At 63.1% G+C, this 23,612-nt stretch carries 25 protein-coding genes; 15 read left to right on the forward strand and 10 right to left on the reverse strand.

All coding sequences use genetic code 11. The features are described 5' to 3' along the window. Positions 1–154 precede the first annotated feature (154 nt). On the forward strand, positions 155–838 hold the full coding sequence (locus tag J4E53_RS13415; protein WP_060742081.1) for a Crp/Fnr family transcriptional regulator: 684 nt from the start codon (positions 155–157) through the stop codon (positions 836–838). Continuing rightward, complete coding sequence (locus tag J4E53_RS13420; protein WP_103309365.1) at positions 835–1,035, forward strand: protein DnrP; 201 nt, start codon at positions 835–837, stop codon at positions 1,033–1,035. The genes J4E53_RS13415 and J4E53_RS13420 overlap by 4 nt, the downstream gene beginning before the upstream one ends. A 4-nt stretch (positions 1,036–1,039) precedes the next feature. Here J4E53_RS13420 and J4E53_RS13425 read toward each other — a convergent pair whose 3' ends face one another. The 6 genes from J4E53_RS13425 to J4E53_RS13450 all read right to left on the reverse strand — a co-directional run bounded on the left by J4E53_RS13425 (position 1,040) and on the right by J4E53_RS13450 (position 6,833). Next, positions 1,040–2,878, reverse strand: coding sequence for a nitric oxide reductase activation protein NorD (locus J4E53_RS13425; RefSeq protein ID WP_103309367.1), 1,839 nt, complete (start codon positions 2,876–2,878; stop codon positions 1,040–1,042). A 178-nt stretch (positions 2,879–3,056) separates the two neighbouring features. After that, a complete protein-coding gene (locus tag J4E53_RS13430) occupies positions 3,057–4,484 on the reverse strand; it encodes a cbb3-type cytochrome c oxidase subunit I (RefSeq protein WP_060742078.1) in 1,428 nt (475 codons plus the stop codon). A gap of 3 nt (positions 4,485–4,487) precedes the next feature. Then, entirely contained in the window at positions 4,488–4,928 is a 441-nt protein-coding gene (locus J4E53_RS13435) for a cytochrome c (RefSeq protein WP_003202495.1), read from the reverse strand. A gap of 263 nt (positions 4,929–5,191) precedes the next feature. Beyond that, the gene (locus J4E53_RS13440; RefSeq protein ID WP_060742077.1) at positions 5,192–5,449 is read right to left on the reverse strand and encodes a cytochrome C oxidase subunit IV family protein; all 258 of its coding nucleotides are present in this window, start codon (positions 5,447–5,449) and stop codon (positions 5,192–5,194) included. Between the two features lie 12 nt (positions 5,450–5,461). Next, a complete protein-coding gene (locus J4E53_RS13445) occupies positions 5,462–6,046 on the reverse strand; it encodes a cytochrome c oxidase subunit 3 family protein (RefSeq protein ID WP_103309368.1) in 585 nt (194 codons plus the stop codon). Then, entirely contained in the window at positions 6,030–6,833 is an 804-nt protein-coding gene (locus J4E53_RS13450; RefSeq protein WP_018613485.1) for a CbbQ/NirQ/NorQ/GpvN family protein, read from the reverse strand. The genes J4E53_RS13445 and J4E53_RS13450 overlap by 17 nt, the downstream gene beginning before the upstream one ends. A gap of 199 nt (positions 6,834–7,032) precedes the next feature. On the opposite strand from J4E53_RS13450, the gene nirS reads away from it, so the two are divergent. The 11 genes from nirS to J4E53_RS13505 all read left to right on the forward strand — a co-directional run bounded on the left by nirS (position 7,033) and on the right by J4E53_RS13505 (position 16,348). Beyond that, positions 7,033–8,712, forward strand: coding sequence for a nitrite reductase (gene nirS / locus J4E53_RS13455; protein WP_103309370.1), 1,680 nt, complete (start codon positions 7,033–7,035; stop codon positions 8,710–8,712). 24 nt (positions 8,713–8,736) lie between these two features. Next, positions 8,737–9,045, forward strand: a complete 309-nt coding sequence (locus J4E53_RS13460; RefSeq protein WP_053119574.1) for a c-type cytochrome — start codon at positions 8,737–8,739, stop codon at positions 9,043–9,045. 206 nt (positions 9,046–9,251) lie between these two features. Continuing rightward, positions 9,252–9,554 carry a cytochrome c gene (locus tag J4E53_RS13465; protein ID WP_256587192.1) on the forward strand — a complete coding sequence of 101 codons (303 nt, stop codon included), beginning with the start codon at positions 9,252–9,254 and terminating at the stop codon, positions 9,552–9,554. Further along, a complete protein-coding gene (locus tag J4E53_RS13470) occupies positions 9,551–10,729 on the forward strand; it encodes a cytochrome D1 domain-containing protein (protein ID WP_103309374.1) in 1,179 nt (392 codons plus the stop codon). The genes J4E53_RS13465 and J4E53_RS13470 overlap by 4 nt, the downstream gene beginning before the upstream one ends. Before the next feature lie 2 nt (positions 10,730–10,731). Beyond that, on the forward strand, positions 10,732–11,190 hold the full coding sequence (locus tag J4E53_RS13475) for an Lrp/AsnC family transcriptional regulator (RefSeq protein WP_103309376.1): 459 nt from the start codon (positions 10,732–10,734) through the stop codon (positions 11,188–11,190). Further along, positions 11,187–11,699 (forward strand): Lrp/AsnC family transcriptional regulator, encoded by a 513-nt coding sequence (locus J4E53_RS13480; protein WP_060742071.1) that lies wholly within the window; start codon positions 11,187–11,189, stop codon positions 11,697–11,699. The genes J4E53_RS13475 and J4E53_RS13480 overlap by 4 nt, the downstream gene beginning before the upstream one ends. After that, positions 11,692–12,135 carry an Lrp/AsnC family transcriptional regulator gene (locus J4E53_RS13485; protein ID WP_103309378.1) on the forward strand — a complete coding sequence of 148 codons (444 nt, stop codon included), beginning with the start codon at positions 11,692–11,694 and terminating at the stop codon, positions 12,133–12,135. The genes J4E53_RS13480 and J4E53_RS13485 overlap by 8 nt, the downstream gene beginning before the upstream one ends. Next, on the forward strand, positions 12,110–12,679 hold the full coding sequence (locus tag J4E53_RS13490) for an Lrp/AsnC family transcriptional regulator (RefSeq protein ID WP_103309380.1): 570 nt from the start codon (positions 12,110–12,112) through the stop codon (positions 12,677–12,679). Before J4E53_RS13485 ends, J4E53_RS13490 begins: the two co-directional genes overlap by 26 nt. A gap of 114 nt (positions 12,680–12,793) precedes the next feature. Further along, the gene (nirJ, locus tag J4E53_RS13495; RefSeq protein WP_103309382.1) at positions 12,794–13,972 is read left to right on the forward strand and encodes a heme d1 biosynthesis radical SAM protein NirJ; all 1,179 of its coding nucleotides are present in this window, start codon (positions 12,794–12,796) and stop codon (positions 13,970–13,972) included. A 40-nt stretch (positions 13,973–14,012) separates the two neighbouring features. After that, positions 14,013–14,855: a uroporphyrinogen-III C-methyltransferase gene (gene cobA, locus J4E53_RS13500; RefSeq protein ID WP_103309384.1), complete on the forward strand. Its 843-nt coding sequence runs from the start codon at positions 14,013–14,015 to the stop codon at positions 14,853–14,855. Then, the gene (locus J4E53_RS13505; RefSeq protein ID WP_103309386.1) at positions 14,852–16,348 is read left to right on the forward strand and encodes a nitrite reductase; all 1,497 of its coding nucleotides are present in this window, start codon (positions 14,852–14,854) and stop codon (positions 16,346–16,348) included. The genes cobA and J4E53_RS13505 overlap by 4 nt, the downstream gene beginning before the upstream one ends. A gap of 220 nt (positions 16,349–16,568) precedes the next feature. On the opposite strand, the gene J4E53_RS13510 is transcribed toward J4E53_RS13505, so the two are convergent. From J4E53_RS13510 to J4E53_RS13520, 3 genes are all read right to left on the reverse strand, one after another. Next, positions 16,569–17,753 (reverse strand): porin, encoded by a 1,185-nt coding sequence (locus J4E53_RS13510; RefSeq protein WP_060742065.1) that lies wholly within the window; start codon positions 17,751–17,753, stop codon positions 16,569–16,571. A 390-nt stretch (positions 17,754–18,143) separates the two neighbouring features. Continuing rightward, on the reverse strand, positions 18,144–19,418 hold the full coding sequence (locus tag J4E53_RS13515; RefSeq protein WP_060742064.1) for a glucarate dehydratase family protein: 1,275 nt from the start codon (positions 19,416–19,418) through the stop codon (positions 18,144–18,146). Beyond that, the gene (locus tag J4E53_RS13520; RefSeq protein ID WP_103309388.1) at positions 19,415–20,812 is read right to left on the reverse strand and encodes an MFS transporter; all 1,398 of its coding nucleotides are present in this window, start codon (positions 20,810–20,812) and stop codon (positions 19,415–19,417) included. The genes J4E53_RS13515 and J4E53_RS13520 overlap by 4 nt, the downstream gene beginning before the upstream one ends. Before the next feature lie 108 nt (positions 20,813–20,920). On the opposite strand from J4E53_RS13520, the gene J4E53_RS13525 reads away from it, so the two are divergent. Continuing rightward, on the forward strand, positions 20,921–21,817 hold the full coding sequence (locus tag J4E53_RS13525) for a LysR substrate-binding domain-containing protein (RefSeq protein WP_060742062.1): 897 nt from the start codon (positions 20,921–20,923) through the stop codon (positions 21,815–21,817). Positions 21,818–22,137: 320 nt separating this feature from the next. Continuing rightward, positions 22,138–22,572 (forward strand): nuclear transport factor 2 family protein, encoded by a 435-nt coding sequence (locus J4E53_RS13530; RefSeq protein WP_060742061.1) that lies wholly within the window; start codon positions 22,138–22,140, stop codon positions 22,570–22,572. A 51-nt stretch (positions 22,573–22,623) separates the two neighbouring features. On the opposite strand, the gene J4E53_RS13535 is transcribed toward J4E53_RS13530, so the two are convergent. Next, complete coding sequence (locus J4E53_RS13535; RefSeq protein ID WP_060742060.1) at positions 22,624–23,547, reverse strand: LysR family transcriptional regulator; 924 nt, start codon at positions 23,545–23,547, stop codon at positions 22,624–22,626. Between the last annotated feature and the right edge of the window lie 65 nt (positions 23,548–23,612).

A 23,612-nucleotide genomic window follows, 5' to 3' on the forward strand; every position in this document is an offset into this window, starting at 1 on the left:
GCATCACCTTTCTTGCCGGGGCCATCCATGAAATCCGTCGTTCAGCCGCTTACCTGGTTCGTCATGCTCTCCTGCGTCGTGGCGCTTGCCAGCGGCCTGTCCCTGAGTCTGGTCTGACCCCGCCCCCTCTTTAGCCATTACAAGGATCCATGCCATGGTGCTCCACCGTGTCCATCACCAGATTCTGCGCAGCCATCATCTGTTCGAGCCCTTGAACGAAGAACAGCTCGACGAATTGATGAGCAACAGCCAACTACTGAGCATCGACAAGGGCGACCCGTTGTTCCGTCAGGGGGAGCCGGCGCAGGCGTTTTATTTCGTGATTTCCGGGGCGGTGAAAATCTACCGGCTGACCCCGGACGGCCAGGAAAAAGTCTTCGAGGTCATCGGCGAGCGCCAGACCTTCGCCGAAGCGATGATGCTGATGGACACGCCCAACTACGTCGCGTCCGCCGAAGCCGTGGGCCCGACCCAGCTGTATCGACTGTCCAACGCCACCTACATGCGCCTGTTGCAAAGCAATAGCCGGCTGACCTTCGCCCTGCTCGGCAAGCTCTGCGTACGCCTGCACCAGCGGGTCAACGAGATTGAAACCCTGTCGCTGAAAAACGCCACTCACCGCGTGGTGCGCTACCTGCTGACGCAACTGGTGCGCCTGCAAACCGTGGACAGTCAGTTCGAACTGCCGATGGCCAAGCAACTGATCGCCGGGCACTTGTCGATCCAGCCGGAAACCTTTTCGCGGATCATCCGGCGCCTGATCGATGAAAAAATCATCACCCAGGACGGTCGCCAGATCGCCATTCTCGATCGCCTGCGCCTGGAGCAATTCGAATGAGCGCGCAGCCCACTTGCCTGTATTGCCAACTGGCCAACCCTGTCGATACCACCGAATGCCGCCAGTGCGGCATGCCGTTGCCAGCCGAGGCGGCAAGGGCCGGCGAGCGCCGGCTACGGCGCTTCGGTTGGTTCTGTGGCGGGCTGACGATCTTCTGCATCGTCATGTTCTTCTGGTTGCCTCGCAGCATCGTCTGAACCCTCAATCCTGAGTCAATTGCCGGTACAACTGCGGTAGACGCAGTGGCAATTGCTCGGGCTGGCGAATCAAGGTGTAGCCGTTGGCCCCGAACATGTACGGCAGGTAATCCCCTGCTTCGCGGTCGATGGTGATACAGAACGGCGTCAACCCTTGGCGCCGCGCCTCAAGCACCGCCTGGCGGGTGTCTTCCACGCCGTAGCGTCCCTCGTAGAGGTCCAGGTCATTGGGCTTGCCGTCACTGAGCAGCAACAACAATTTGCGCCGGCGTTTGCAGCCCGCCAACCGTTGCGTGGCCTGGCGAATCGCCGCGCCCATGCGCGTGTAGTAACCAGGCTTGAGGCCCTGGATGCGTCCGCGGGTGTGATCGTCGTAACGCTGGTTGAAAGCCTTGAGTTCATGCATGCGCACCTGCTGGCGGCGCAGGGAAGAGAACCCGTACAGAGCGAAATCATCCCCCAGCACCGACAGGGTTTCGCCGAACAGCAACAGGCTGTCGCGGATCACATCGATCACCCGGTGCTCGTCATTGAGGTGGGCATCGGTGGACATCGACAGGTCGGCCAGCAGCAGGCAGGCCAGGTCGCGACGGGTCTGGCGCTGGTCCATGAACAGTCCGCGTTCGCTGCACTGGCCGTGCTGGCGCTCGACATGAAAATCCAGCCAGGCTTGCAGGTCCAGCTCCGAACCTTGGGTTTGCTGGCGCAACCACTGGCGATCGTTGCGCAAGTGTTCGAACTGGCGACGCAGGCGCTGGGCCGAGCTTCGCAGGCGTGCGGGCAACGGCTGGGGCTGGCAATCGCGGGGGGTGAAGGTTTGCAGGCTGACGAAGTCGTCCTGCAGGCGTTGCTTGCGGTAATCCCATTCCGGCAACAGGATGCCCGCGCCCAACGGGATGTCGTCCACATCGGCCGGGGGCAGGTCCAGGTGCAGTTTCAAACCACCGCCCTTGCGTATGCGGGTGCGTGACAAGGTCAACTGGTCCAGGTCCTCGGCGACGCGAGCGGCGTCCGGGTCTTCGCTGTCATCGGCCCAGCGATCCAGGTCCACGTGTTCGGTCCAACTGAACAGGTTTTCCAGGCGCACGATCAGCAGCCCACCGTCACGGGTGGTGTCATCGATTCGCTCGGCGCGCTTGCGCCCACCTTGCTGTTCACCGGGCGGCGTCGCCAGGTATTGCTCGGACTCTTCGAGATTGGCGGCCTGGGGATTGGCCAGGTGTTGGGGTGGGTAGAGCCACAGCGGCAACGGCCAGGCGGCCCGCTCGCTGCGGGGAAAATGTTCGACACTGCCCGGTTCGCGCAAGGCTTGGCACAACGCCCGCTCCAGGGCGGCTTCGACCGGGTTGAGCGTGGCGGGATCGGGGCGCAGGGACAGGTGCGCGTCCACCAGCCGCCGGTAGCGAGGGCGCAGCGCCGGGTAGCGCGTCAACACCGCTTGGGTCCAGCGCTGATTGTCTCGCCCCCAGTGCGTCATCGGTCCCGACTGCGCGGCCAGCAAGGCGAGCCAGCGATACAGCTCTTGGTTGAGCCCGATATCGGGGAACGCCGCCAGGCTCGCTGGCAGACGCAGGTTGTCGCCGTCGCAGCAGGCCAGGGGCACTTGCTTGCAGGTGCCGGCGATCTGCTGCAACAGGTTGCGACGCAGCAGCAGGTCGCGGTCGCTGACCGCTTCCACCCCCAGGTGAGGCGCACCGCCGGTGGCGCGGAACAGTACCTGGAGGGCGCGTTGCCGGGGAATCAGTTCGACCCGTGCTTCAGGAAAATCGGCGCTGGCCCGACGGGTGATGAAACGGTGCCAGACACTGCCGACCCATTCTTCCAGCTCGAGGGTGAATGCCATGGTTGTTCTCCTCTTAAGCCGAACCCATTGTGGCGAGGGGATTTATGTGGGAGCAAGGCTTGCTCGCGAAACAGGCGCCTTGATCTCTGGAAGACCGCATCGCCCCCATCGCGGGCAAGCCTTGCTCCCACATAAATCCCCTCACCACAAATGAGTTCGGCTTAGTCGTTGTGGCGACTCATGAAGGCACCACCGCCGCCGGTGCGCGAAGGGCCGCACGACCACGTTGACGGAAGCTGAACAGGTAGCAGAGCAACCCGGCCAGGAACCCGACGCCGCTGACCAGTCGCGCCCAGAACAGCGGCTTCAAATGGTCCATCGTCGCCATGAACGGCAAGGCGCTGCCATCCGGCATCCACCGCTGCAACCACACCTGGACCACACCAGCGGCGGTGAGGAACAAGGTGATCATCACCATCGACAGGGTCATCAACCAGAAGCCCCAGATCTCCAGGCGCTGGGAGCGTTCGTCCGCCGCTTCACCCAAGCCCCGCAAGCGCGGCATGGCGTAGCTGATCAGCGTCATCACGATCATCGCGTAGGCCCCGTAGAAAGCCAGGTGACCGTGGGCCGCGGTCAGTTGCGAACCGTGGGTGTAGTAGTTGACCGGTGCCAGGGTGTGCAGGAAACCCCAGACACCCGCGCCGAAGAACGCGGTGACCGTGGTGCCCTTGGCCCACAACGTGGCGGCACGGTTCGGATGCTGCCGACGGCGGTTTTTCACCATGCTGAAGGCGAAGACCACCATCGCCAGGAACGGCAGCGGTTCCATCGCCGAGAAGATCGAGCCGACCCACAACCAGACCTCGGGCGCGCCGATCCAGAAGAAGTGGTGACCGGTGCCGATGATCCCGGTGATCAACGCCATGGCGATAATCACGTAGAGCCATTTTTCCACCACTTCCCGGTCTACGCCGGTGATCTTGATCAGGACGAAGGCGAGCATCGAACCCATGATCAGTTCCCAGACGCCTTCCACCCAAAGATGCACCACCCACCACCAGTAGAACTTGTCGCGTGCGAGGTTTTCCGGGTTGTAGAAGGAGAACAGGAAGAACACCGCCAGGCCGATCAGCCCGGTCATCATCACCATGCTGACCGTGGTCTTGCGCCCCTTGAGCAGGGTCATGCCGATGTTGTAGAGGAACCCCAGGCATACCACGACGATGCCCATCTTGGTGATGGTCGGCTGTTCCAGGAACTCGCGGCCCATGGTCGGTAGCAGGTCGTTGCCGGTGAATTTCGCCAGCGTGGCATAAGGCACCGAGAGGTAACCCAGGATCGTCGCCACGCCTGCGGCGGCGAATACCCAGAACAACACCAGCGCCAGTTTCGGGCTGTGCAGTTCGCGGTCGGCCTCCTCCGGTATCAGGTAATACGCCGCGCCCATGAAGCCGAACAGCAGCCAGACGATCAGCAGGTTGGTGTGGACCATGCGGGCCACGTTGAAGGGGATCAGCGGGAACAGGAAGTCGCCGACCACGTATTGCAGGCCCATGATCAAACCGAACAGCACCTGCCCGAGGAACAGCATCAGGGCAAACACGAAATAGGGTTTGGCGACAGCCTGCGAGGCGAATTTCAGATGCGGATTAGCCATGCTCATCTCTCAGCCCTCCTTGTTTGGCGGCCAGCCATTGGTATTGATTTTCGAACTCCACTTGAGGAACTCGGCGATGTCGTCGACCTCCTGCTCGCTCAGGTTGAACTGAGGCATGGCCCGCCGCCCCGGAACGTTCAGCGGCTGCATTTTCATCCACGCCTGCAGGAACGGCTTGAAGGCCTCGTCGCCACCACGCCGGTTCACGACGTTGCCCAGCTCCGGCGCAAAATACGCGCCCTCGCCCAACAGCGTATGGCAGCCGATGCAGTTGTTGCGCTCCCAGACGCCCTTGCCGCGTATCACCGACTCCGTCAATTGCGCCTGGTTGCTGCGTTCGGGAAAGGTCTGTTCCGTGTGGTAGGTCAGGGCCAGGAATATCAGGAAGAAGAAGATGCTTCCCCCGAAGTAAATATTCCTGGCCATGCCTTTGGTGAAGGTATCTGACATGGTCACTTCCTCATTGCTTGGCGTGACCATTCTAGGAACCGAGGGGGCTGAAACCGCTTGATGGCGATCAAGAATCTCCGATGGTTTTGGTAGGTTGTTCCAACACAGCCCGAAAGGCAGATGAGCTTTTGTGGCGAGGGCGCTTGCTCCCGCCGGGGCGCGAAGCGGCCCCAGGCAAGTTGATCGCGGTCAGCCTGATACACCGGGATGCCTGGCCTTGGGGCTGCTGCGCAGCCCAGCGGGAGCAAGCTCCCTCGCCACGGCTATGTGCCAGACATGAGTGTCGAGGCAATCAGCACGGCCAATAGTGCGGCCCAACTCAATATCAACCGCCGCCACAGGCGCGGCGCATGGCGCAGTTCCATGAAGCCGTCGGCGATCAGCCAGGCCTTGGTCACCGCGACCGCCAGGATGGCGATGGACACCAGTGCGCTGGCGGCGACTTGGCCCAGGGCGACGGTGCCGGTGCTCAGCACGGCCAGCGCCATCCAGCAGGTGATCAAGACACGGGAAGCCGACATGAGCACCTCCGCTCAACCGAGAATGTAGACAACCGGGAACAGCAACACCCAGACCAGATCGACCATGTGCCAATACAGCACGCCGGACTCCAATCCGCTGTGTTCCTGCGCACCGTAGCGCCGACGCCGGCAACCCTCGGCCAGCCAGGCGAGGATCACCATGCCCAGCAGCACATGGAGAAAATGAAACGCGGTGAGGATCCAGTACAAGGTGAAGAACGTGTCGTGCTCCATCCCCAAACCGTTCGCCAGCAGATGGGCATACTCAGTGAGCTTGATCGCCACATAACCGCAGGCGAGCAACAACGCCCCGCACAACAACAGCGCGGCGCGACGCGGCCGGTCCCGCCTGACTTGCTCCTGGGCCAGGGCGGCGAACAGCCCGGCGGTGATCAGGCTCAGGGTCATGGCCAGGCCCGTGGAGCGGTCCAGCAACTGCCGGCCCTCGCTGAACATCTGCGGGTGCAACGCCTGGGCGACAGTGAATGCCAGGATCAACAGCGCGAACACCGACAACTCGGCGAGGATGAAAAACCACATCGCCAGATCCCCGGGCAACCGCCGGGGCACGCCAGCGGTTTCAGCCGAAGTGGACATCGACCACATCCATCAAAGCGGCAACGGTCTGCGGGTCGTCACTCAACGGCTCGGCCAGGCAGGCCAGACAGGCTTGGCGCGGGTCCATGCCGGAGCCGATCATGCGCGCGGCGAAAATCAACAGGCGCGTTGAGGCGACTTCCTCCAGGTCATGTTGATCGAGCCGGCGCAGCGCCTGCCCCAGCCGCACCACCTGGGCCGCCAGGGCCAGGTCCACACCCGCCTCGCGGGCGACGATGCGCTCTTCATCGGCCACCGCCGGATAGCCAAAGCGCATCGCCACGAAACGCTGGCGCGTGCTGGGCTTCATACCCTTGAGCAGGTTCTGGTAACCGGGGTTGTACGACACCACCAGCATGAAGGACGGCGGCGCCTGCAGCACTTCGCCGGTGCGTTCCAGGTACAGCTGCCGACGATCATCGGCCAGCGGGTGCAGCACCACCGCCGTGTCCTGGCGCGCTTCGACCACCTCATCCAGATAGCAGATTCCGCCCTCACGCACCGCCCGGGTCAAGGGCCCGTCCTGCCACCAGGTGCCCTGGGCGCCGATCAGGTGACGGCCCACCAGGTCAGCCGCGCTCAAGTCATCGTGGCAGGCGACGGTGTACAGCGGCAGTTTCAGGCGGTGAGCCATGTGCTGGACGAAGCGGGTCTTGCCGCAGCCGGTGGGGCCTTTGATCAGCACCGGCATGCCGTGATGCCAGGCCTGTTCGAACAGCGCCTGCTCGTTGTCCTGGGGTTGATAAAAGGGTTCGTCGGGGTGCTGCAGAGTGTGGATAGCGTTCATGGCGAGGGCCTGATCAGACAACACGATTGCCGGCCACGCTACGGCGCCCTGCGACAACCTGGCAAGGGCGGCGGCCAGCAAACTTGATCGCCGTCAAGCGGCTCACCACCGCCCTGGGCATAGCCTTGCATCGCACCAAGAACCTGCGCGCCGAACGTCAATTACAGCACAGCGCGGGTCATGCCTGAGGAGAAATGGAATGCTGATCAGCCACAAAAAAACGTGGGCCCTGAGGGTGACGGCGCTGTGTACAGCGCTGGTCGCTCCCTACGCCTTCGCCGACCAACCCACCACGCCGGAACCGTCCCGCGTGGTCAAGACCGAAGGCGCGCCGGACCTGAGCCAGGCCGACTTCGACTCGGCCAAGGAAATCTATTTCCAGCGCTGCGCCGGCTGCCACGGGGTCTTGCGCAAAGGCGCCACCGGCAAACCGCTGACACCCGACATCACCCAGTCCCGCGGCCAGGCCTACCTGGAGGCGCTGATCACCTACGGTTCGGCCGCCGGCATGCCGAACTGGGGCACCTCCAATGCCCTGACCAAAGACCAGATCACGGTGATGGCCAAGTTCATCCAGCACACCCCGCCGACGCCGCCGGAATGGGGCATGGCCGAAACCCTCAAGACCTGGAAGGTCCTGGTCAAACCCGAAGACCGTCCGACCCGGCAGCTGAACAACCTCAATCTGCAAAACCTGTTTTCAGTCACTCTGCGCGACGATGGCAAGATCGCCTTGATCGACGGCGATACCAAGAAGATCGTCAAGCTGATCGACACCGGTTATGCGGTGCACATCTCGCGCATCTCCGCATCGGGGCGCTACCTGCTGGTGATCGGCCGCGATGCCAAGATCGACATGATCGACCTGTGGCCGAAAGAGCCGACCAAGGTGGCGGAAATCAAGGTGGGCATCGAAGCCCGCTCGGTGGAGACCTCCAAGTTCAAGGGCTACGAGGACAAGTACACCATCGCCGGTTCCTACTGGCCGCCGCAGTTCACCATCATGGACGGCGAGACCCTGGAGCCCAGGCAGATCGTCTCGACCCGGGGCATGACCGTCGACACCCAGCAATACCATCCCGAGCCACGGGTCGCGGCCATCATCGCCTCCCACGAATGGCCGGAGTTCATCGTCAACGTCAAGGAAACCGGCAAGGTGATGCTGGTCAACTACCAGGACATCAAGAACCTCACCATCACCAGCATCGACGCCGCGCCGTTCCTCCATGACGGCGGTTGGGACAGCAGCCATCGCTACTTCATGACGGCCGCCAACAACTCCAACAAGGTCGCAGTGATCGACTCCAAGGAACGCAAGCTCACCGCCCTGGTGGATGTCGGCAAGACCCCGCACCCGGGGCGCGGCGCCAACTTCAACCACCCACTCTACGGGCCGGTCTGGGCCACCAGCCACTTGGGCGACGCCGGGGTTTCCATGATCGGCACCGACCCGATCAAGCATCCGCAATACGCCTGGAAGCAGGTCGGTTCGCTCCAGGGCCAGGGTGGCGGCTCGCTGTTCATCAAGACCCACCCCGCCTCGCGCCACCTGTATGTCGACACCACCCTCAGCCCGGACGCCAAGCTCAGCCAGTCGGTGGCGGTGTTCAACATCGACAAGCTCGACGCCGGCTACACCGTGCTGCCGATCGCCGAATACGCCGGCATCGAGAAAGGCGCGCTGCGCGTGGTGCAACCGGAATACAACAAGGCCGGCGACGAGGTCTGGTTCTCGGTCTGGAGTGGTCAGGAGGACGAGTCGGCGCTGGTGGTGATCGACGACAAGACCCTCAAGGTCAAGAACGTGATCAAGGACAAGCGCCTGATCACCCCGACCGGGAAATTCAACGTCTACAACACCCAACACGACATCTATTGAGCCCCATCAATAAGAGGAAAAACCATGAAGCCTATTCTGATTGCCCTGGCCTTGACTGCCGCCTACAGCCTGCCGGCGTTGGCGCAAGACGGCCCGACGCTGTTCAAGAGCAAACCCTGCGCCGCCTGCCATTCCATCGACACCAAGGTGGTGGGCCCGGCGCTCAAGGAGGTCGCGGCGAAAAACGCTGGCGTCGCCGGGGCCCAGGACGTGCTTGCCAAGCACATCAAGGAAGGCACGCAAGGTAACTGGGGACCGATGCCGATGCCGGCCAACCCTGTGACGGAAGAGGAAGCCAAGATCCTGGCTGCGTGGGTCTTGACCCTTAAATAACGCTCAAGGAGTCCAGCTCTGTGGCAAGGGGTTGTATGTGGGAGCAAGGCTTGCCCGCGATGGGGGCGGTGCGGTCCTTCAGAGATCAAGGCGGCTGTTTCGCGAGCAAGCTTTGCTCCCACATAAACTCCCTCACTACAGGGACCGCGCTCAACTTTATTTCTTGATCAGGAGGCGTCATGGAACGACACAACACCGCAATCTCGATGACCACCCTCCTCTTCGCTTTCTCTTCCTGCGTGCTGGCCGCTCCCGACAACCAGCGCCAGGCCCAATTGCAACACCTGCTGGACCAGGACTGTGGCGCCTGCCACGGCCTGTACCTGACCGGCGGCCTCGGCCCGCCCCTGACCCACGAAGCCCTGGCCGGAAAATCCCGCGACAGCCTCATCGCCACCGTCACCCTCGGACGGCCCGGCAGCGCCATGCCCGGTTGGGCAGCGTTGCTTGCGCCCGACGACATTCGCTGGCTGGTGGACCGGCTCCTTCAAGGAAAACCCGCCCCATGATCCGTTCCTTCCTGTCCTCCACGGCCATCGCCCTGCTGCTCTGCGGTTGCGCCCAGACACCGTTGCGCGGTACCGGCGATTTGGGCGTGGTGGTGGAGCGCGCCAGCGGCAGCCTGCAAATCATCGAAAGCGACACCCGCACCGCCCTGGGCCGCGTCGAAGGCCTGGGCGACTTGTCCCACGCCTCGGTGGTGTTCTCCCGCGACCAGCGCTATGCCTATGTCTTCGGCCGTGATGGCGGCCTGAGCAAGGTCGACCTGCTGAGTGCGCGCGTCGAACGCCGGATCATCCAGGGCGGCAACAGCATCGGCGGCGCGATCAGCCAGGACGGCAAGCTGATCGCCGTTTCCAACTACGAGCCCGGCGGTGTCAAGGTGTTCGATGCCCAGACCCTGGAACAGGTCGCCGACATCCCGGCCACGCCATTGCCCGGTGGCCAAAAGCGCTCACGGGTGGTGGGCTTGGTGGATGCGCCAGGACAACGCTTCGTGTTCAGTCTGTTCGACACCGGCGAAATCTGGACCGCCGATTTCAGCCTGGGCCTCACCCCGCGCATCGAGCGTTTCACCGCCATTGGCCAACAACCCTACGACGCCCTGATCACCCCGGACGGGCGTTATTACATGGCCGGACTGTTCGGTGAAGACGGCATGGCCCAACTCGATCTCTGGCACCCGGAGCGCGGGGTGAAACGGGTACTGGGGCATTACGGGCGCGGCCAGGAGCGGCTCCCGGTGTACAAGATGCCGCACCTGGAAGGCTGGGCCATCGCCGACCGGCAAGCCTTCGTGCCCGCCGTCGGGCATCACCAAGTGTTGGTGATGAACGCCCAGGACTGGCAACAGACCGACGCCATCGCCGTGGCCGGTCAACCGGTGTTCGTCACAGCGCGACCGGATGGCCGACAGTTGTGGGTCAACTTCGCCTACCCGGACAACGACCGCGTCCAGGTCATCGACACCCAGACCCACGCCATCGTCGCCGACCTGCGGCCGGGTCCGGCAGTGCTGCACATGGAGTTCACCGCCCGAGGCGACCAACTGTGGCTGTCCGCCCGGGATGGCGGTCAGGTGCAGGTCTGGGACCCTTATCGCCTCGAACGCCTGGGCAGCTTGCCGGCCCTGAGCCCCAGCGGCATTTTCTTCAGTAGCCGCGCCCACAAGCCGGGGTACTGACCATGACACTCAACTCACTGGCCCGGCGCCTGATCGATCGATTCCAGCATGGCCTGCCGTTGTGCGCCGAGCCCTATCAAGCCATGGCCGAGGCCTTGGGCTGCAGCGAAACCCAGGTCATCGACTGCCTGCACCACCTGCACGTGGCCGGGACCTTATCGCGCGTCGGCCCGGTGTTCGAACACACCCGGGCCGGAGCCAGCACCCTCGCCGCCCTGGCCGTGCCCGAAGACCGCTTGCACCAGGTGGCGGCACGCGTCAGCCAATACCCGGAAGTCAATCACAACTATGCCCGGGAGCATCGCTACAACCTCTGGTTCGTACTGACTGGCCCCAATCGGCCCCATCTGGACAACATCCTCCAGGAACTGGAACACGACACCGGTCTCACGCCACTGGACCTGCCCATGCTCACCGCCTACCGCATCGACCTGGGCTTTGCCCTGGAGGCCACCCCATGAAAAACGCCCTGAGCGAGCAACAGTCACTGGCGCTGCGCCGTCTGCTGGAAACCGGCCTGCCCCTGACATCGCGGCCCTTCCAGGCCCTGGCCGAGCAGATCGAGGCCAGCGAGCCCGAGGTGCTCGAGCAGGTGCAGCGCTGGCACGAACAGGGCCTGTTCCGGCGCGTCGGCCTGGTGGTCAACCATCGCGCCCTGGGGTTTGCCGCCAACGCCATGCTGGTGCTGGACGTGCCGGACGCCTTGGTCGATGAAGTCGGTCGGCGCCTCGGCCAGGCCCCCGGCATCAACCTTTGCTACCAGCGCCCGCGGCGCCTGCCCCAGTGGCAATACAACCTGTTCTGCATGATCCACGGTCGCCAGCGCGACCGCGTCGAAGCCCAGGTCCAGGCGCTGCTGGAAGAACACTTGCTGGACGACCTGCCCCACCAATTGCTGTTCAGCACGCACCTGTTTAAGCAATGCGGCGCACGTTACGCCGCACCGGTCGGAGCCCGTATCGATGGATGACCTCGACCGCCGCCTGATCAATCGCCTGCAACTGGGCCTGCCGCTGGTCCGCCATCCTTGGCAAGCCCTGGCCCAGGAACTGGACAGCAGCAGCACTGAATTGCTCGACCGCCTGCACGAACTGCTCAACGACGGCGTACTCACCCGCTTCGGCCCGATGTTCGACATCGACCGCCTGGGTGGCGCGTTCACCCTGGCGGCGCTGGCGGTGCCCGAACCGCGCTTCGAAGCCATCGCCGAGCTGCTCGCCGACATGCCCGAAGTGGCCCACAACTACCGCCGCGAGCACACCTGGAACATGTGGTTCGTGCTCGCCTGCCCCAGCGAACAGGCGATCGACGACACCCTGCTGCGCATCGAACACCTGACCGGCCTGGTGCCGCTGAACCTGCCCAAAGAGGAGACCTACCATGTCGGCCTGTACTTCCCCGTCTGAGACTGCGTGGAAAGCACCGCCAAGGCTGGATGAAACGCCCTTGGCGTTGCGCCTGGTGGAACTGACCCAGGCCGGCCTGCCCTTGCTCGAAGACCCCTGGGCCTGGCTGGCCGAGCAACTGGGCTTGAGCGTGGAATCCACCCTCGACCTGCTCAAGCGCCTGCAGGCCGAAGGGGCGATCCGGCGCATCGCCGCCGTGCCCAATCACTACCGCCTGGGTTATCGCCACAACGGCATGACGGTCTGGGACGTGGCCGACGCCGACATGTCGCGCCTCGGCGCGCTGCTGGGGGCGCAGCCCTTCGTCAGCCACTGCTATCGGCGGCCGCGCCGGCCCGGCTGGCGCTACAACCTGTTCGCCATGGTCCACGGCCGCAGCCGCGAAGAAATCGACAGCTACCGCGAACACCTGCGCTACCTGCTGGGGGACGCCTGCGCCGCCGACGAAATGCTGGTGAGCAGCCGCATCCTGAAAAAAACCGGCCTGCGTCTGACGCCTGTGGGAGCAAAGCTTGCTCGCGAAACAGGGGCGTCGGTTTTATGAAGGAGCGCATCGGCTTCATCGCGGGCAAGCCTTGCTCCCACCAACCCTTGCTCCCACAACGCGGGAGCAAGCCGCGCTGAACCCGCACGTCGATCGAAATCGAAGGAGCGCTTTATGTTGAGGATCAGCCACTACCTGCGAGCCCTGGCCGGGCAATGCCCCGCCCCACGCGTCGCGCCACCGGGCAAGCACCGCCCGCCGGTGGTGATCTGGAACCTGCTCAGGCGTTGCAACCTGACCTGCAAGCACTGCTATGCGACGTCGGCCGACAGCGTGTTTCGCGACGAACTGGACACCGCGGCGGCGCTCAAGGTCATCGATGACTTGCATGACGCCGGGGTGCGCGTGCTGATCCTGTCCGGCGGCGAACCGCTGCTGCGCGACGACCTGTTCCAACTCAGTGCCTATGCCCGCAGCAAGGACTTTTTCCTGGCCCTATCCACCAACGGCACACTGATCGACGCCTCCAATATCCAACAGATTGCCGCGGCGAACTTCGATTACGTCGGCATCAGCATCGACGGCCTGGAAGCGACCCACGATGAGTTCCGCCAGCTCAAGGGCAGCTTCGCCAGCTCCATGGCGGCCATCCGGCTCTGCCGCGAGCAAGGCATCCGGGTCGGATTGCGCACCACCCTCACCCAGCACAACCACGCCCAGTTGCCGCGCTTGCTGGACTTGATGGATGAGTACGACGTGCAGAAATTCTATCTGTCGCATCTGAACTACAGCGGCCGGGGCAAGCGCAGTCGCAAGCTCGATGCCCATCAGCAGATGAGTCGCGAGGCCATGACCCTGATCTTCGAGCGAGCCTGGCACGACATCGAACAGGGCCGCGACAGTGACTTCGTCAGCGGCAACAACGACGCCGATGCGATCCTGTTGCTGCAGTGGGTATCCCGACGCCTGCCCCAGCACTACGCCGCACTGGAGCAGATGCTGCGGGCCTGGGGCGGCAATGCGTCGGGCAGCGGCATCGCCAACATCGACAATACCGGCGAGGTCCACCCCGACACGTACTGGTGGCAGCACTCGGTGGGCAACGTGCGCCAGACGCCGTTCAAGACACTCTGGTCAGACCGCCCCGATGCCCTGCTGCTGAAGCTGCGCGAACATCCACGGGCCGTGGGCGGCCGTTGTGGGCAATGCCGCTGGCTGGACATCTGCAACGGCAATACCCGCACCCGCGCCTGGGCCGACGGCGACCTGTGGGGCCAGGACCCCGGCTGCCACCTCAGCGATGACGAAATTGGCCTGCACGCGATTCCCAGCGTTGCGATGCCCTGCGCCTGATAAACCGACGGCGAACCTGATGACGAACCAAGGAAGTCCCATGCCTGCCTCCATCGTTTTGCCCGCTGCCCTGCAATCACCCTTCAGACCGGGTGAGGTCGCCCTGGTCGGCGCCGGCCCCGGTGATCCGGGCCTGCTGACCTTGCGCGCCTGGAGCCTGTTGATGCAGGCCGACGCGGTGGTCTACGACCGCTTGATCAGCCCGCAACTGCTCAACCTGATCCCCCTGCCCTGCGCCCGGCACTACGTCGGCAAGGCCGCCGGCTGCCACAGCCTGCCCCAGCCACAAATCAACGAACTGCTGGCCGACCTGGCCGACCTGGGCCAGCGGGTGGTGCGGCTCAAGGGCGGTGATCCGCTCATCTTCGGTCGCGGTGCCGAAGAGCTGGAGTATCTGCTGGCCCGGGGTATCGATTGCCAGGTGGTGCCCGGCATCACCGCCGCGGCCGGTTGCAGCACCTATGCCGGGATTCCCCTGACCCATCGCGACATGGTCAATTCCTGTCGTTTCATCACCGGTCATCTGCAACGCGAAGGCGACTTGAACCTGCCCTGGCAAAGCCTGGCGGATGACAGCCAGACCCTGGTGTTCTACATGGGCTTGTCGAACCTCGGCACCATCGCCACGCGGCTGATCGCAGCGGGCCTGGCGGCCGACACGCCGGCGGCCTTGATCAGCAACGGCACGCGACCCGACCAGCAGGTCCTGCGTGGCACCCTCCAGCAATTGCCGGAGATGGCACTGACGTGCGCCGAAGGCCTGCCGACCTTGACGGTGATCGGCAAGGTGGTCGGCCTGTTTGCCCATCAGTTGCTGGAGCATCCGGCGCGCCTGCACCCGGGCATACCGCTCCAGCCCGGTATCGCGAGGGTGGCATCATGAACCTCGGCTGGCTTGCCCCGTTGCTGTGGATCGGTGCCGTCCACGCTGCCACGGCGCCTGAACCGGACCTGGCATTGGCCGAACACAACTACCAGCAACATTGCCAGCAGTGTCACGGGGTCAATCGCATCGGCGCTGCCGGGCCGGCGTTGTTGCCCCAGAGCCTGAGCCGGATCAAGCCCGACGAGATTCGCCAGGTGATCGAGCATGGACGCCCAGCCAGCCAGATGGCGGCATTCGGCGCGGTGCTGGAGCCCGCGCAGATCGATGGCCTGACCCACTATCTCCAACGTCCGCCCGCCGTCGAACCGACCTGGAGCGAGGCCGACACTCGCCGCAGCCATCGCCTGCTGGCGGATGTCGCCACCCTGCCCGATAAACCCCAGCACCACGCCGATCCGCTGAACCTGTTCGTGGTGGTGGAGGCTGGCGACCATCACGTCGATATCATCGACGGGGATCGCTTCGAGGTCCTGGCGCGCTTCGCCTCACACTTCGCGCTACATGGCGGACCGAAATTTTCGCCGGACGGACGCTTCGTCTATTTCGCCTCCCGGGACGGCTGGATCAGTCTGTATGACTTGCACAACCTCACGCTCATCGCCGAGGTGCGGGCCGGGCTCAATACCCGCAACCTGGCGGTGAGCAAGGACGGGCGCTGGGTGCTGGTGGGCAACACCCTGCCGGGCAACGTGGTGGTGCTGGATGCCCGCGACCTGTCGCTGGTCAAGACGGTTGCAACGGTGGGACTGGGCGGCCAGGCCTCGCGGGTCAGTGCGGTCTATACCGCGCCGCCGCGCAACAGCTTCATCGTGGCCTTGAAGGATGTGAAAGAGGTCTGGGAGCTGTCCACCGGGCCGAACCCGGACTTCGTGCCCAGGCGAATCGAAGCCGAGGATTACCTCGACGACTTTTCCTTCTCGCCCGACTACCGGCAGTTGCTCGCCACCTCGCGCAAGGCCCAGGGCGGCCAGGTGATCGACCTCGACACAGGGCGGATCGTCACCGACATCGCGCTGCCGGGCATGCCGCACCTGGGCTCGGGGACCTATTGGAAACGCGATGGGCACTGGGTGTTCGCCACACCCAACATCAGCAAGGGGCTGATCTCGGTGATCGACTTCGACACCTGGAAAGTCATCAAGCAGATCCCCACCCTGGGGCCGGGTTTCTTCCTGCGCAGCCATGCCAACTCTCGCTACGCCTGGACCGATGTGTTCTTCGGCCCCGACAACGACGCCATCCACCTGATCGACAAACAGACCCTGGAAATCGCCCACACCCTGCGGCCCATGCCCGGCAAGACTGCCGCCCACGTCGAGTTCACCCGCGACGGGCGCTACTTGCTGCTGAGTATCTGGGACACCGATGGCGCGCTGATCGTCTACGACAGCAACACCCTCAAGGAAATCAAGCGCCTGCCCATGAACAAGCCTTCGGGCAAGTACAACGTCGGCAACAAGATCGAGTTCGCCGAGGGGACATCCCACTGAAAAAAGGGGGCTGATGCGCAGCCCCCGGGAGCAAACTTCCCCGCCACAAAAGACTGCGACGGTGTCCAGTTGGAATGACTATTGTGGCGAGGGGATTTATCTGTGGGAGCAAGGCTTGCCCGCGATGAACGATAACGCGGTTCATCTGTTCGAATGCGGCGCGGCTATCGCGGGCAAGCCTTGCTCCCACAGACGGCGTCGGACCCAAAGGATCCAACTCTTACCAGGTGAGCACCGCGCCCACCGCAAAGGTGTCGGTGTCTTCGTTCTGGGCACTGGTGTCGTGGCCGTTGATTTCGAACTGGTTGTACTCGGCCACGAGCTTGAGGTTGTCATTGATGTCGTGGAACAGCGCGATGCCCCGGGTTTCGTAATCGGCGCCACTGCCTACCACGCCGTTGCCGTCGTCATCGGTCTTGCCGTAGGACAGCGCCAGGCGGTTCTTGCCCAGCTTGTACGAGCCCTGCAACAGGTAGCCCTTGCTGTCGACATTGCGCAGGGTGGCCTCGCCGGCGTTGTTGGTGAAGAACGGGTTGATGCCCTTGGCCTGGAACCCCGAACCGGTGAGCGACAACCCACCCATCTTCGCCTGTACGCCATACCCCAGGCCTTTGGAAGTTACCGACTCGACGGTGGAATCGGTGTTGTCCGAGGTCTGGTAGCTGCCGTTGAGCCAGCTGTAGATCTTCGCCCCGCCCAGGTCGAACTGGTAGGTGATTTCGCTCTCGGTGCGCGGGTTTTCCTGATAGGCCTTGCCGGTAGCGCTGTTGTCGTTGGTGTCCACCGGGTCCATGATCCCCACCGCCACCCGCAGCCCGTCCATCACGGGTGTGCGGTAGGTGATCTGCGAGGTCGGGAACGGGTACGGGTAACCGCTGCCGATGTTGCCGAACGACACGCCACCGCCGTCCACCAGCCCCAGGGTATCGCTGACCTGACCATAACCGGCGAGCAGTTCATCCAGCAGGATGTTGGAGCGGGCAAACAGGCCGAAGTCCTTGCCGATCAGCACTTCGCCCCACTCCGGGTTGGCCACGGTGCCGTAGAACTGGCGCACGTCGATGGCGGTGTCGGTGCCATTGGTTTCACTGTCGTTGATGGTCACCCAGAACGAAGCCCGGGCGCCGAGCTTGAGGTCATCGACCTGCTTGCCCATGTTGAAGCCCAGGTAGTTGGGCAAAAAGCCCATCTTGACCCGCGCCTGCCGACGGTCGTACTGCTCACCCGCGCGGTCCACGTCGCTGTTGACGTAAAAGGCGTTGATGTAGCCGTCAGTGGAAAAAGTGGTCTGGTCCTTGTCGTACAGCATGATTTCAGCGTTGGCCCAAGACGTCAGGCCCAGACTGGAAAGACCGGCGATGACCGCAGGCAAAAAACGCAGGCAGGTATTTTTATTGTTGTGCATGGCGCGCTCCGCAACAGGGGACGGGATGTCGGAGGCGATTATCGAAAGGTGCCAGGGCGCGTCATACGCTGCCTTGGAGGCAATTGGCGAATGCTTTGGCAGCGCCGGCCCGGCGCGGCAGTTTGGGTGTAAGACGGCGAGGTCGAGGGGCGCGACAGCTTGGGTGTAAGACTGCCTTGCCGACGGGTGCGATACTTTGGGTGTGGGCCGGTTGTCCTGCTTATTGTGGGAGCGAGCTTGCTCGCGATGGCGACAGTGCATCCAACATCGATGCAAGCTGACTCACCGCTATCGCGAGCAAGCTCGCTCCCACAGGTTTGCACCGTGTAGCTTTTGTAGCGAGGGAGCTTGCTCCCGCTGGCCTGCGCAGCAGGCCCCCTCGCTATCAGCTCAGAACCTCGGCTTGACGGTCTTCCACTCCGGCCGGTAGCGCTGCATCTGCCGCACATCGTCGCGCTGGCGGATACCGCAACTGAGGAACTGGTCATGCAGCTTGCCCAGTTGATCCCGGTCCAATTCCAAGCCAAGGCCAGGCGCCCGGGTGATCTTCACGCAGCCGTCGACAATCGGCAGTTTGCCGCCCTTGATCACTTCTTCATCCGGCTCCTGCCACGGGTAATGGGTGTCGCAGGCGTAGTCCAGGTTCGGCACCGCGGCCGCCACGTGGGCCATGGCCATGAGGCTGATGCCCAGGTGCGAGTTCGAATGCATCGACACGCCCAGGCCGAAGGTGCTGCACATTTTCGCCAGGGCCTGGGTGTCCCGCAGACCACCCCAATAATGGTGGTCGGCCAAGACGATCTGCACGCTGTCCAGGGCCACGCTACGGCGGAACTCATCGAAATCGGTGACCACCATATTGGTCGCCAGCGGCAGCCCCGTGCGCTTGTGCAGCTCGGCCATGCCTTCCAGCCCTGGTGTCGGGTCTTCGTAATACTGCAGGTCATCCCCCAGCAGCTCGGCCATGCGAATCGAGGTCTCCAGGGACCAATTGGCATTGGGATCGATGCGCAACGGGTAGCCGGGAAAGGCCTGTTTCAGCGCCTTGATGCACGCCACTTCATGTTCCGGATCGAGGGCGCCGGCCTTGAGCTTGATGCTCTTGAAGCCGTAGTCCTGGATCATCCGCCGGGCCTGGGCGACGATCTGCTGTTCGTTGAGCGCCTCGCCCCAACTGTCGGGCGGGTACGGCGAATCGATGTGCTCGGCGTACTTGAAAAACAGGTAGGCACTGAACGGGATCTCATCGCGAATCGCGCCGCCCAGCAGGTCCACCAGCGGCACGTTCAGGTAATGGGCCTGCAAATCCAGGCAGGCCACTTCGAACGCCGAGTAGGCATTGCTCACCGCCTTGCTCGCATGGGAGCCCGGTGCCAGTTCGGCACCGGCAACGCTGGCCGGTTTCTGCGCGGCGACGGTCGCCTGGACGATGGCCCGCAACTGATTGAGGTTGAACGGGTCCAGGCCGATCAACTGGCTCTGCAACTGCTGCTGGATTGCCAGGGCCGGGGCATCGCCGTAGCTCTCCCCCAGGCCGATGTAACCGTTGTCGCTCTCGATCTCGATGATCGAGCGCAGCGCGAACGGCTCATGGATACCGCTGGCGTTGAGCAAGGGTGGATCGCGAAAAGCGATGGGTGTCACGGTGACGCGTTTGATCTTCATGCAGCGGCTCCCGATGGGCCAGGTTTCAAGGCTTGCGATTTTTCCAGCTGATTCGCTTCGGCAACGGTTTCGGGCCGACCGGACAGTGAGTTCGGGGTGTCGCGCTTCGGTGCGGTGCGGGCGAAAAAGATCACCACCGCGGCGACAAGCGAGGTGGCGGCCAGCCCATACAGGCCGCCCTCGATGGAGCCCGTGGTCTGTTCCAGGAAACCGAAAGCCGTGGGCGCGACGAAGCCGCCGAGGTTGCCGATGGAGTTGATCAAGGCGATCACCGCCGCCGCGATACGGGCATCCAGGTAACTTTGGGGAATCGGCCAGAACAACGCCGACGCGGCCTTGAAACCGATGGCCGCGAAACAGATCGCCACGAAGGCAAAGATCGGCCCGCCGGTGGTGGACATGAACATGCCGAACGCAGCGATCACCAGCGTCACCGCGACCCAGGCCTGCTGGAATTTCCATTTACCGGCCAGGGCGGCAAAGCCGTACATCGCGACGATGGAAATGATCCACGGAATGGAATTGAGCAAACCGACCTGGAAGTCCCCCAGGCTCCCCATTTTCTTGATCATGCTCGGTAGCCAGAACGTGGCGCCGTAGATGGTCAGGGCGATGGAAAAGTAGATGAAACAGAACAGCGCGATCTGTCGGTCGGCCAACAACTTGAACATCGACGGCTTGATCACTTGCGCGGCTTCCCGGGCCCGCTGCTCTTCGGCGATGGCGGCGATCAATACGGCTTTCTCTTCAGCCGTCAGCCATTTGGCCTGGCTCGGGTGCGATTGCAGCCAGAACCAGACAAACCCGCACAGCACGATGGAGGCAAAACCTTCGATCAGGAACATCCATTGCCAGCCATGCAGGCCCATCCCGCTGATGTGCAGCAAGGCGCCAGACACCGGGCCGGAAATCACCGAGGCGATGGCCGAACCGCTGAGAAAGATCGCCATCGCCTTGCCGCGCTCGTTGGCGGGCAGCCACTGGGTGAAGTAGTAGATGATGCCGGGAAAGAAGCCCGCCTCCGCGGCGCCAAGAATGAAGCGCAGCACATAGAAGCTGGTTTCACCTTGCACAAAGGCCATGGCCATCGCCGCCGCGCCCCAGGTGAACATGATGCGCGTCAGCCAGGCCCGCGCGCCGTAGCGTTGCAACAGCATGTTGGACGGGACTTCGAACAGCGCGTAGCCGACGAAGAACAACCCGGCGCCAAGCCCATAGGCGGCAGCGCCGATGCCCAGGTCGGTTTCCAGGTGACTGCGCACGAAACCGATGTTGACCCGGTCGATGTAGTTGACGATGAACATCACCACCACCAACGGCAGTACATGACGTTTGACCTTGGCCGCCGCGAGCGCCAGGGTGCTGTCATGGGTGGAGTCCGTTACGTTATTCAAGGGGTGCCTCCCGATCATTGTTTTTGTGGGGAACGGGACGATGATGGACGCGGTGGATTGTTCCCGTCTAATCTAACTTGGCACTTGATTGATACCTGGATTGAATCAATGTTTGAACTGGCCCAGTTGCGCTGCTTCACCACCGTGGCGACCGAACTCAACTTCCGTCGCGCCGCCGAACGCCTGAACATGACCCAGCCACCGCTGAGCCGGCAGATCCAATTGCTGGAACATCACCTGGGCGTCGAACTGTTCACCCGCAGCACCCGCAGCGTGGCACTCACCGCCGCCGGCCGGGCGTTTTTCATCGAAGCGCAGAACCTGTTGGAACAGGCACAACAAGCCGCCGTGGCGGCCCGGCGTTTCGCCCAGGGCGACATCGGTTCGGTGACCATCAGCTTCGTCGGCAGCGCGGTGTACGAGTTCTTGCCCAAAGTGATTGCCGAGGCCCGGCTGAAACAGCCCCAAGTCAAAATCGTCCTGGCGGAGATGAACACCTACCAGCAGCACGAAGCCCTGCGTGCCCGGCGCATCGACCTGGGCATCGTCCGCTCGCCGCTGCTGGAGACCGGCTATGCCACCGAGTGCCTGGTGCGCGAGCCCTTCGTGCTGGCGGTACCCGCCGGACATCCCCTGGCGACTGCCGACACGGTGAGCGTCCAGGACCTGGACGCCCAGCCGTTCCTCATGTACTCGCACTCCGCCTACCCGCCCTTCAACGAACTGCTCACCGGCATGCTCCGCTCGGCCCGGGTCGCGCCACAATTCGTCCAATGGTTGGGGTCGTCACTGACAATCCTGGCCCTGGTCAACGCCGGCATGGGCCTGGCCTTGGTACCGCGGTGCGCCACCAGCGTGGTGTTCAAGCAGGTGGTGTTTCGTGAGATCGACCTGGGCGAAGGGGTCCAGAGCGAGTTGCACCTGGTGTGGCGCGAGGACAACGATAATCCGGCGTTTACCATGTTGCTGGAGGGGATTCGTGGGGCGGTGCGCGAAGGGTTGTGAATGCGCCATCACGGCTAAAGAGTCTCCTGTGGCGAGGGAGCTTGCTCCCGCTGGGCTGCGAAGCAGCCCCTGGAATGGGTGCCGAGGCGTGTCAGGTTCATTGAGTTGTTTTTTTGGGGCTGCTGCGCAGCCCAGCGGGAGCAAGCTCCCTCGCCACATTGTTGTCGATCCCCCGAGGTGCTTTTGACCAGGCCAGGTTGATTTCGCACATTGCCCAACGACTCGGCTATTCCCGTTATCTTCGACAAGTTGTACGATGACAGACGAGAGCGACCAAGCCCTCATACGCTCCGGATACCTACAACAACAAGGAAATCCCCATGAAAAAAGCGACATTGATCGTCAGCTTCTTGTGCCTGTTCAGCGGTTACGCAGCGGCAGCCACGTCATCGGCCGAGCAGGAAGTGGCCCAGGCCGTCGACCACCTGACCCAGGCCATGCTGCATAAAGACATCCCCCAACTCCAGGCCCTGGCCGCCGAGAACCTCACCTACGGGCACTCCAGCGGCAACATCCAGGATAAGAAAGCCTTCATCGCCGACATCGAAACGGGCAAGAGCGCATTCAAGACCCTGGAAATGCAGAACCAGAAAATCACCTTGTCCGGGGACACTGCGCTGGTGCGCAATCACTTCTCGGCACAGGCGCTCAAAGGCACGGAAGTGGTGCCAACGGAAATCGAGAACTTCCAGATCTGGCAGAAGCAGAAAGATGGCAAGTGGCTGTTGATCGGCCGTCAGGCGTTTCGGTTCTGATCGCTGGCTGAACGCAAAACTGATGTGATTCATTGTGGGGAGGGGGTTTTGTCAGGCTCCGGACCAGTGCTGCCGGTACTCCAACAGGAAGTCCACGAAGGCACGCACCCGTTGCGGCACATACCGGCCATGGGGATACAGCAAGGTAAACGGACGCGAGCGCCCCGAAAAAGGCGCAAGTACCTCCACCAATTGCCCATTGGCCAGCTCCTGCTCCACGATGAATTTGTAGGTCTGGAACAAGCCGGCGCCATGTTTGGCCAGCGTCACACCGCCGAGCACGTCGTCGGAACAGCAATACCCTCCTTCGCCGAACACCTCCTTTTCCTTGCCCTCGACATTGAACAACCAGGATATCCGTCGCCCGCTGCTGGGCAATTCGAACTGGATGCACTCGTGGTCGTCCAGGTCTTCAAGAACCTGCGGCGTGCCGGCCTTACGCAGGTAATCCGGGGACGCGACCACCACCAGTTTCGCGTCTTCCAGCAGACGGGCGATCATCGACGAGTCCGGCTGGGCCCGCACCCGGATGGCGAGGTCATAACCTTCGGCGACGAAATCGATGTTTCGATTGCTCAGGTGCAGGTCCACGCTGACTTGCGGGTACAACGCCCGAAAGGCCGGCAGCAAGGGCAGGATCCGATGATGCCCGTAGGTGGTGGGCAAGCTGATGCGCAGTTGCCCGGACGGCACCGATTGCGCGCCCATCATTTCCTGTTGCGCCTCGACCAACTGCGTCAGCGCTTGCCGGCATTGTTCGAAATAGGTCTTGCCGGCTTCGGTCAGGCGGATGCTGCGGGTGGTGCGCACGAAAAGCCGTGAGCCCAGGCGCTCTTCCAGGCGAAAGATCGAGCGGCTCACCGCCGCCGGGGTAACCCCCGCCAACTGCGCCGCGGCCGTGAAACTGCCCGCCTCCGCCGCGAGGCAGAACAGTTCTATGCTACCCAACTGCAGGTCTTCGAAATGCCGCTTCATGATTCGTTACACCGCGTATCAACTGAAGTTTCCAAAGGCCTGTTTATCAGCCCGTGGCGTATAAA

The sequence above is a fragment of the Pseudomonas sp. FW305-28 genome (assembly GCF_017351395.1).
Taxonomy (GTDB): Bacteria; Pseudomonadota; Gammaproteobacteria; order Pseudomonadales; family Pseudomonadaceae; genus Aquipseudomonas; species Aquipseudomonas fluorescens_AA.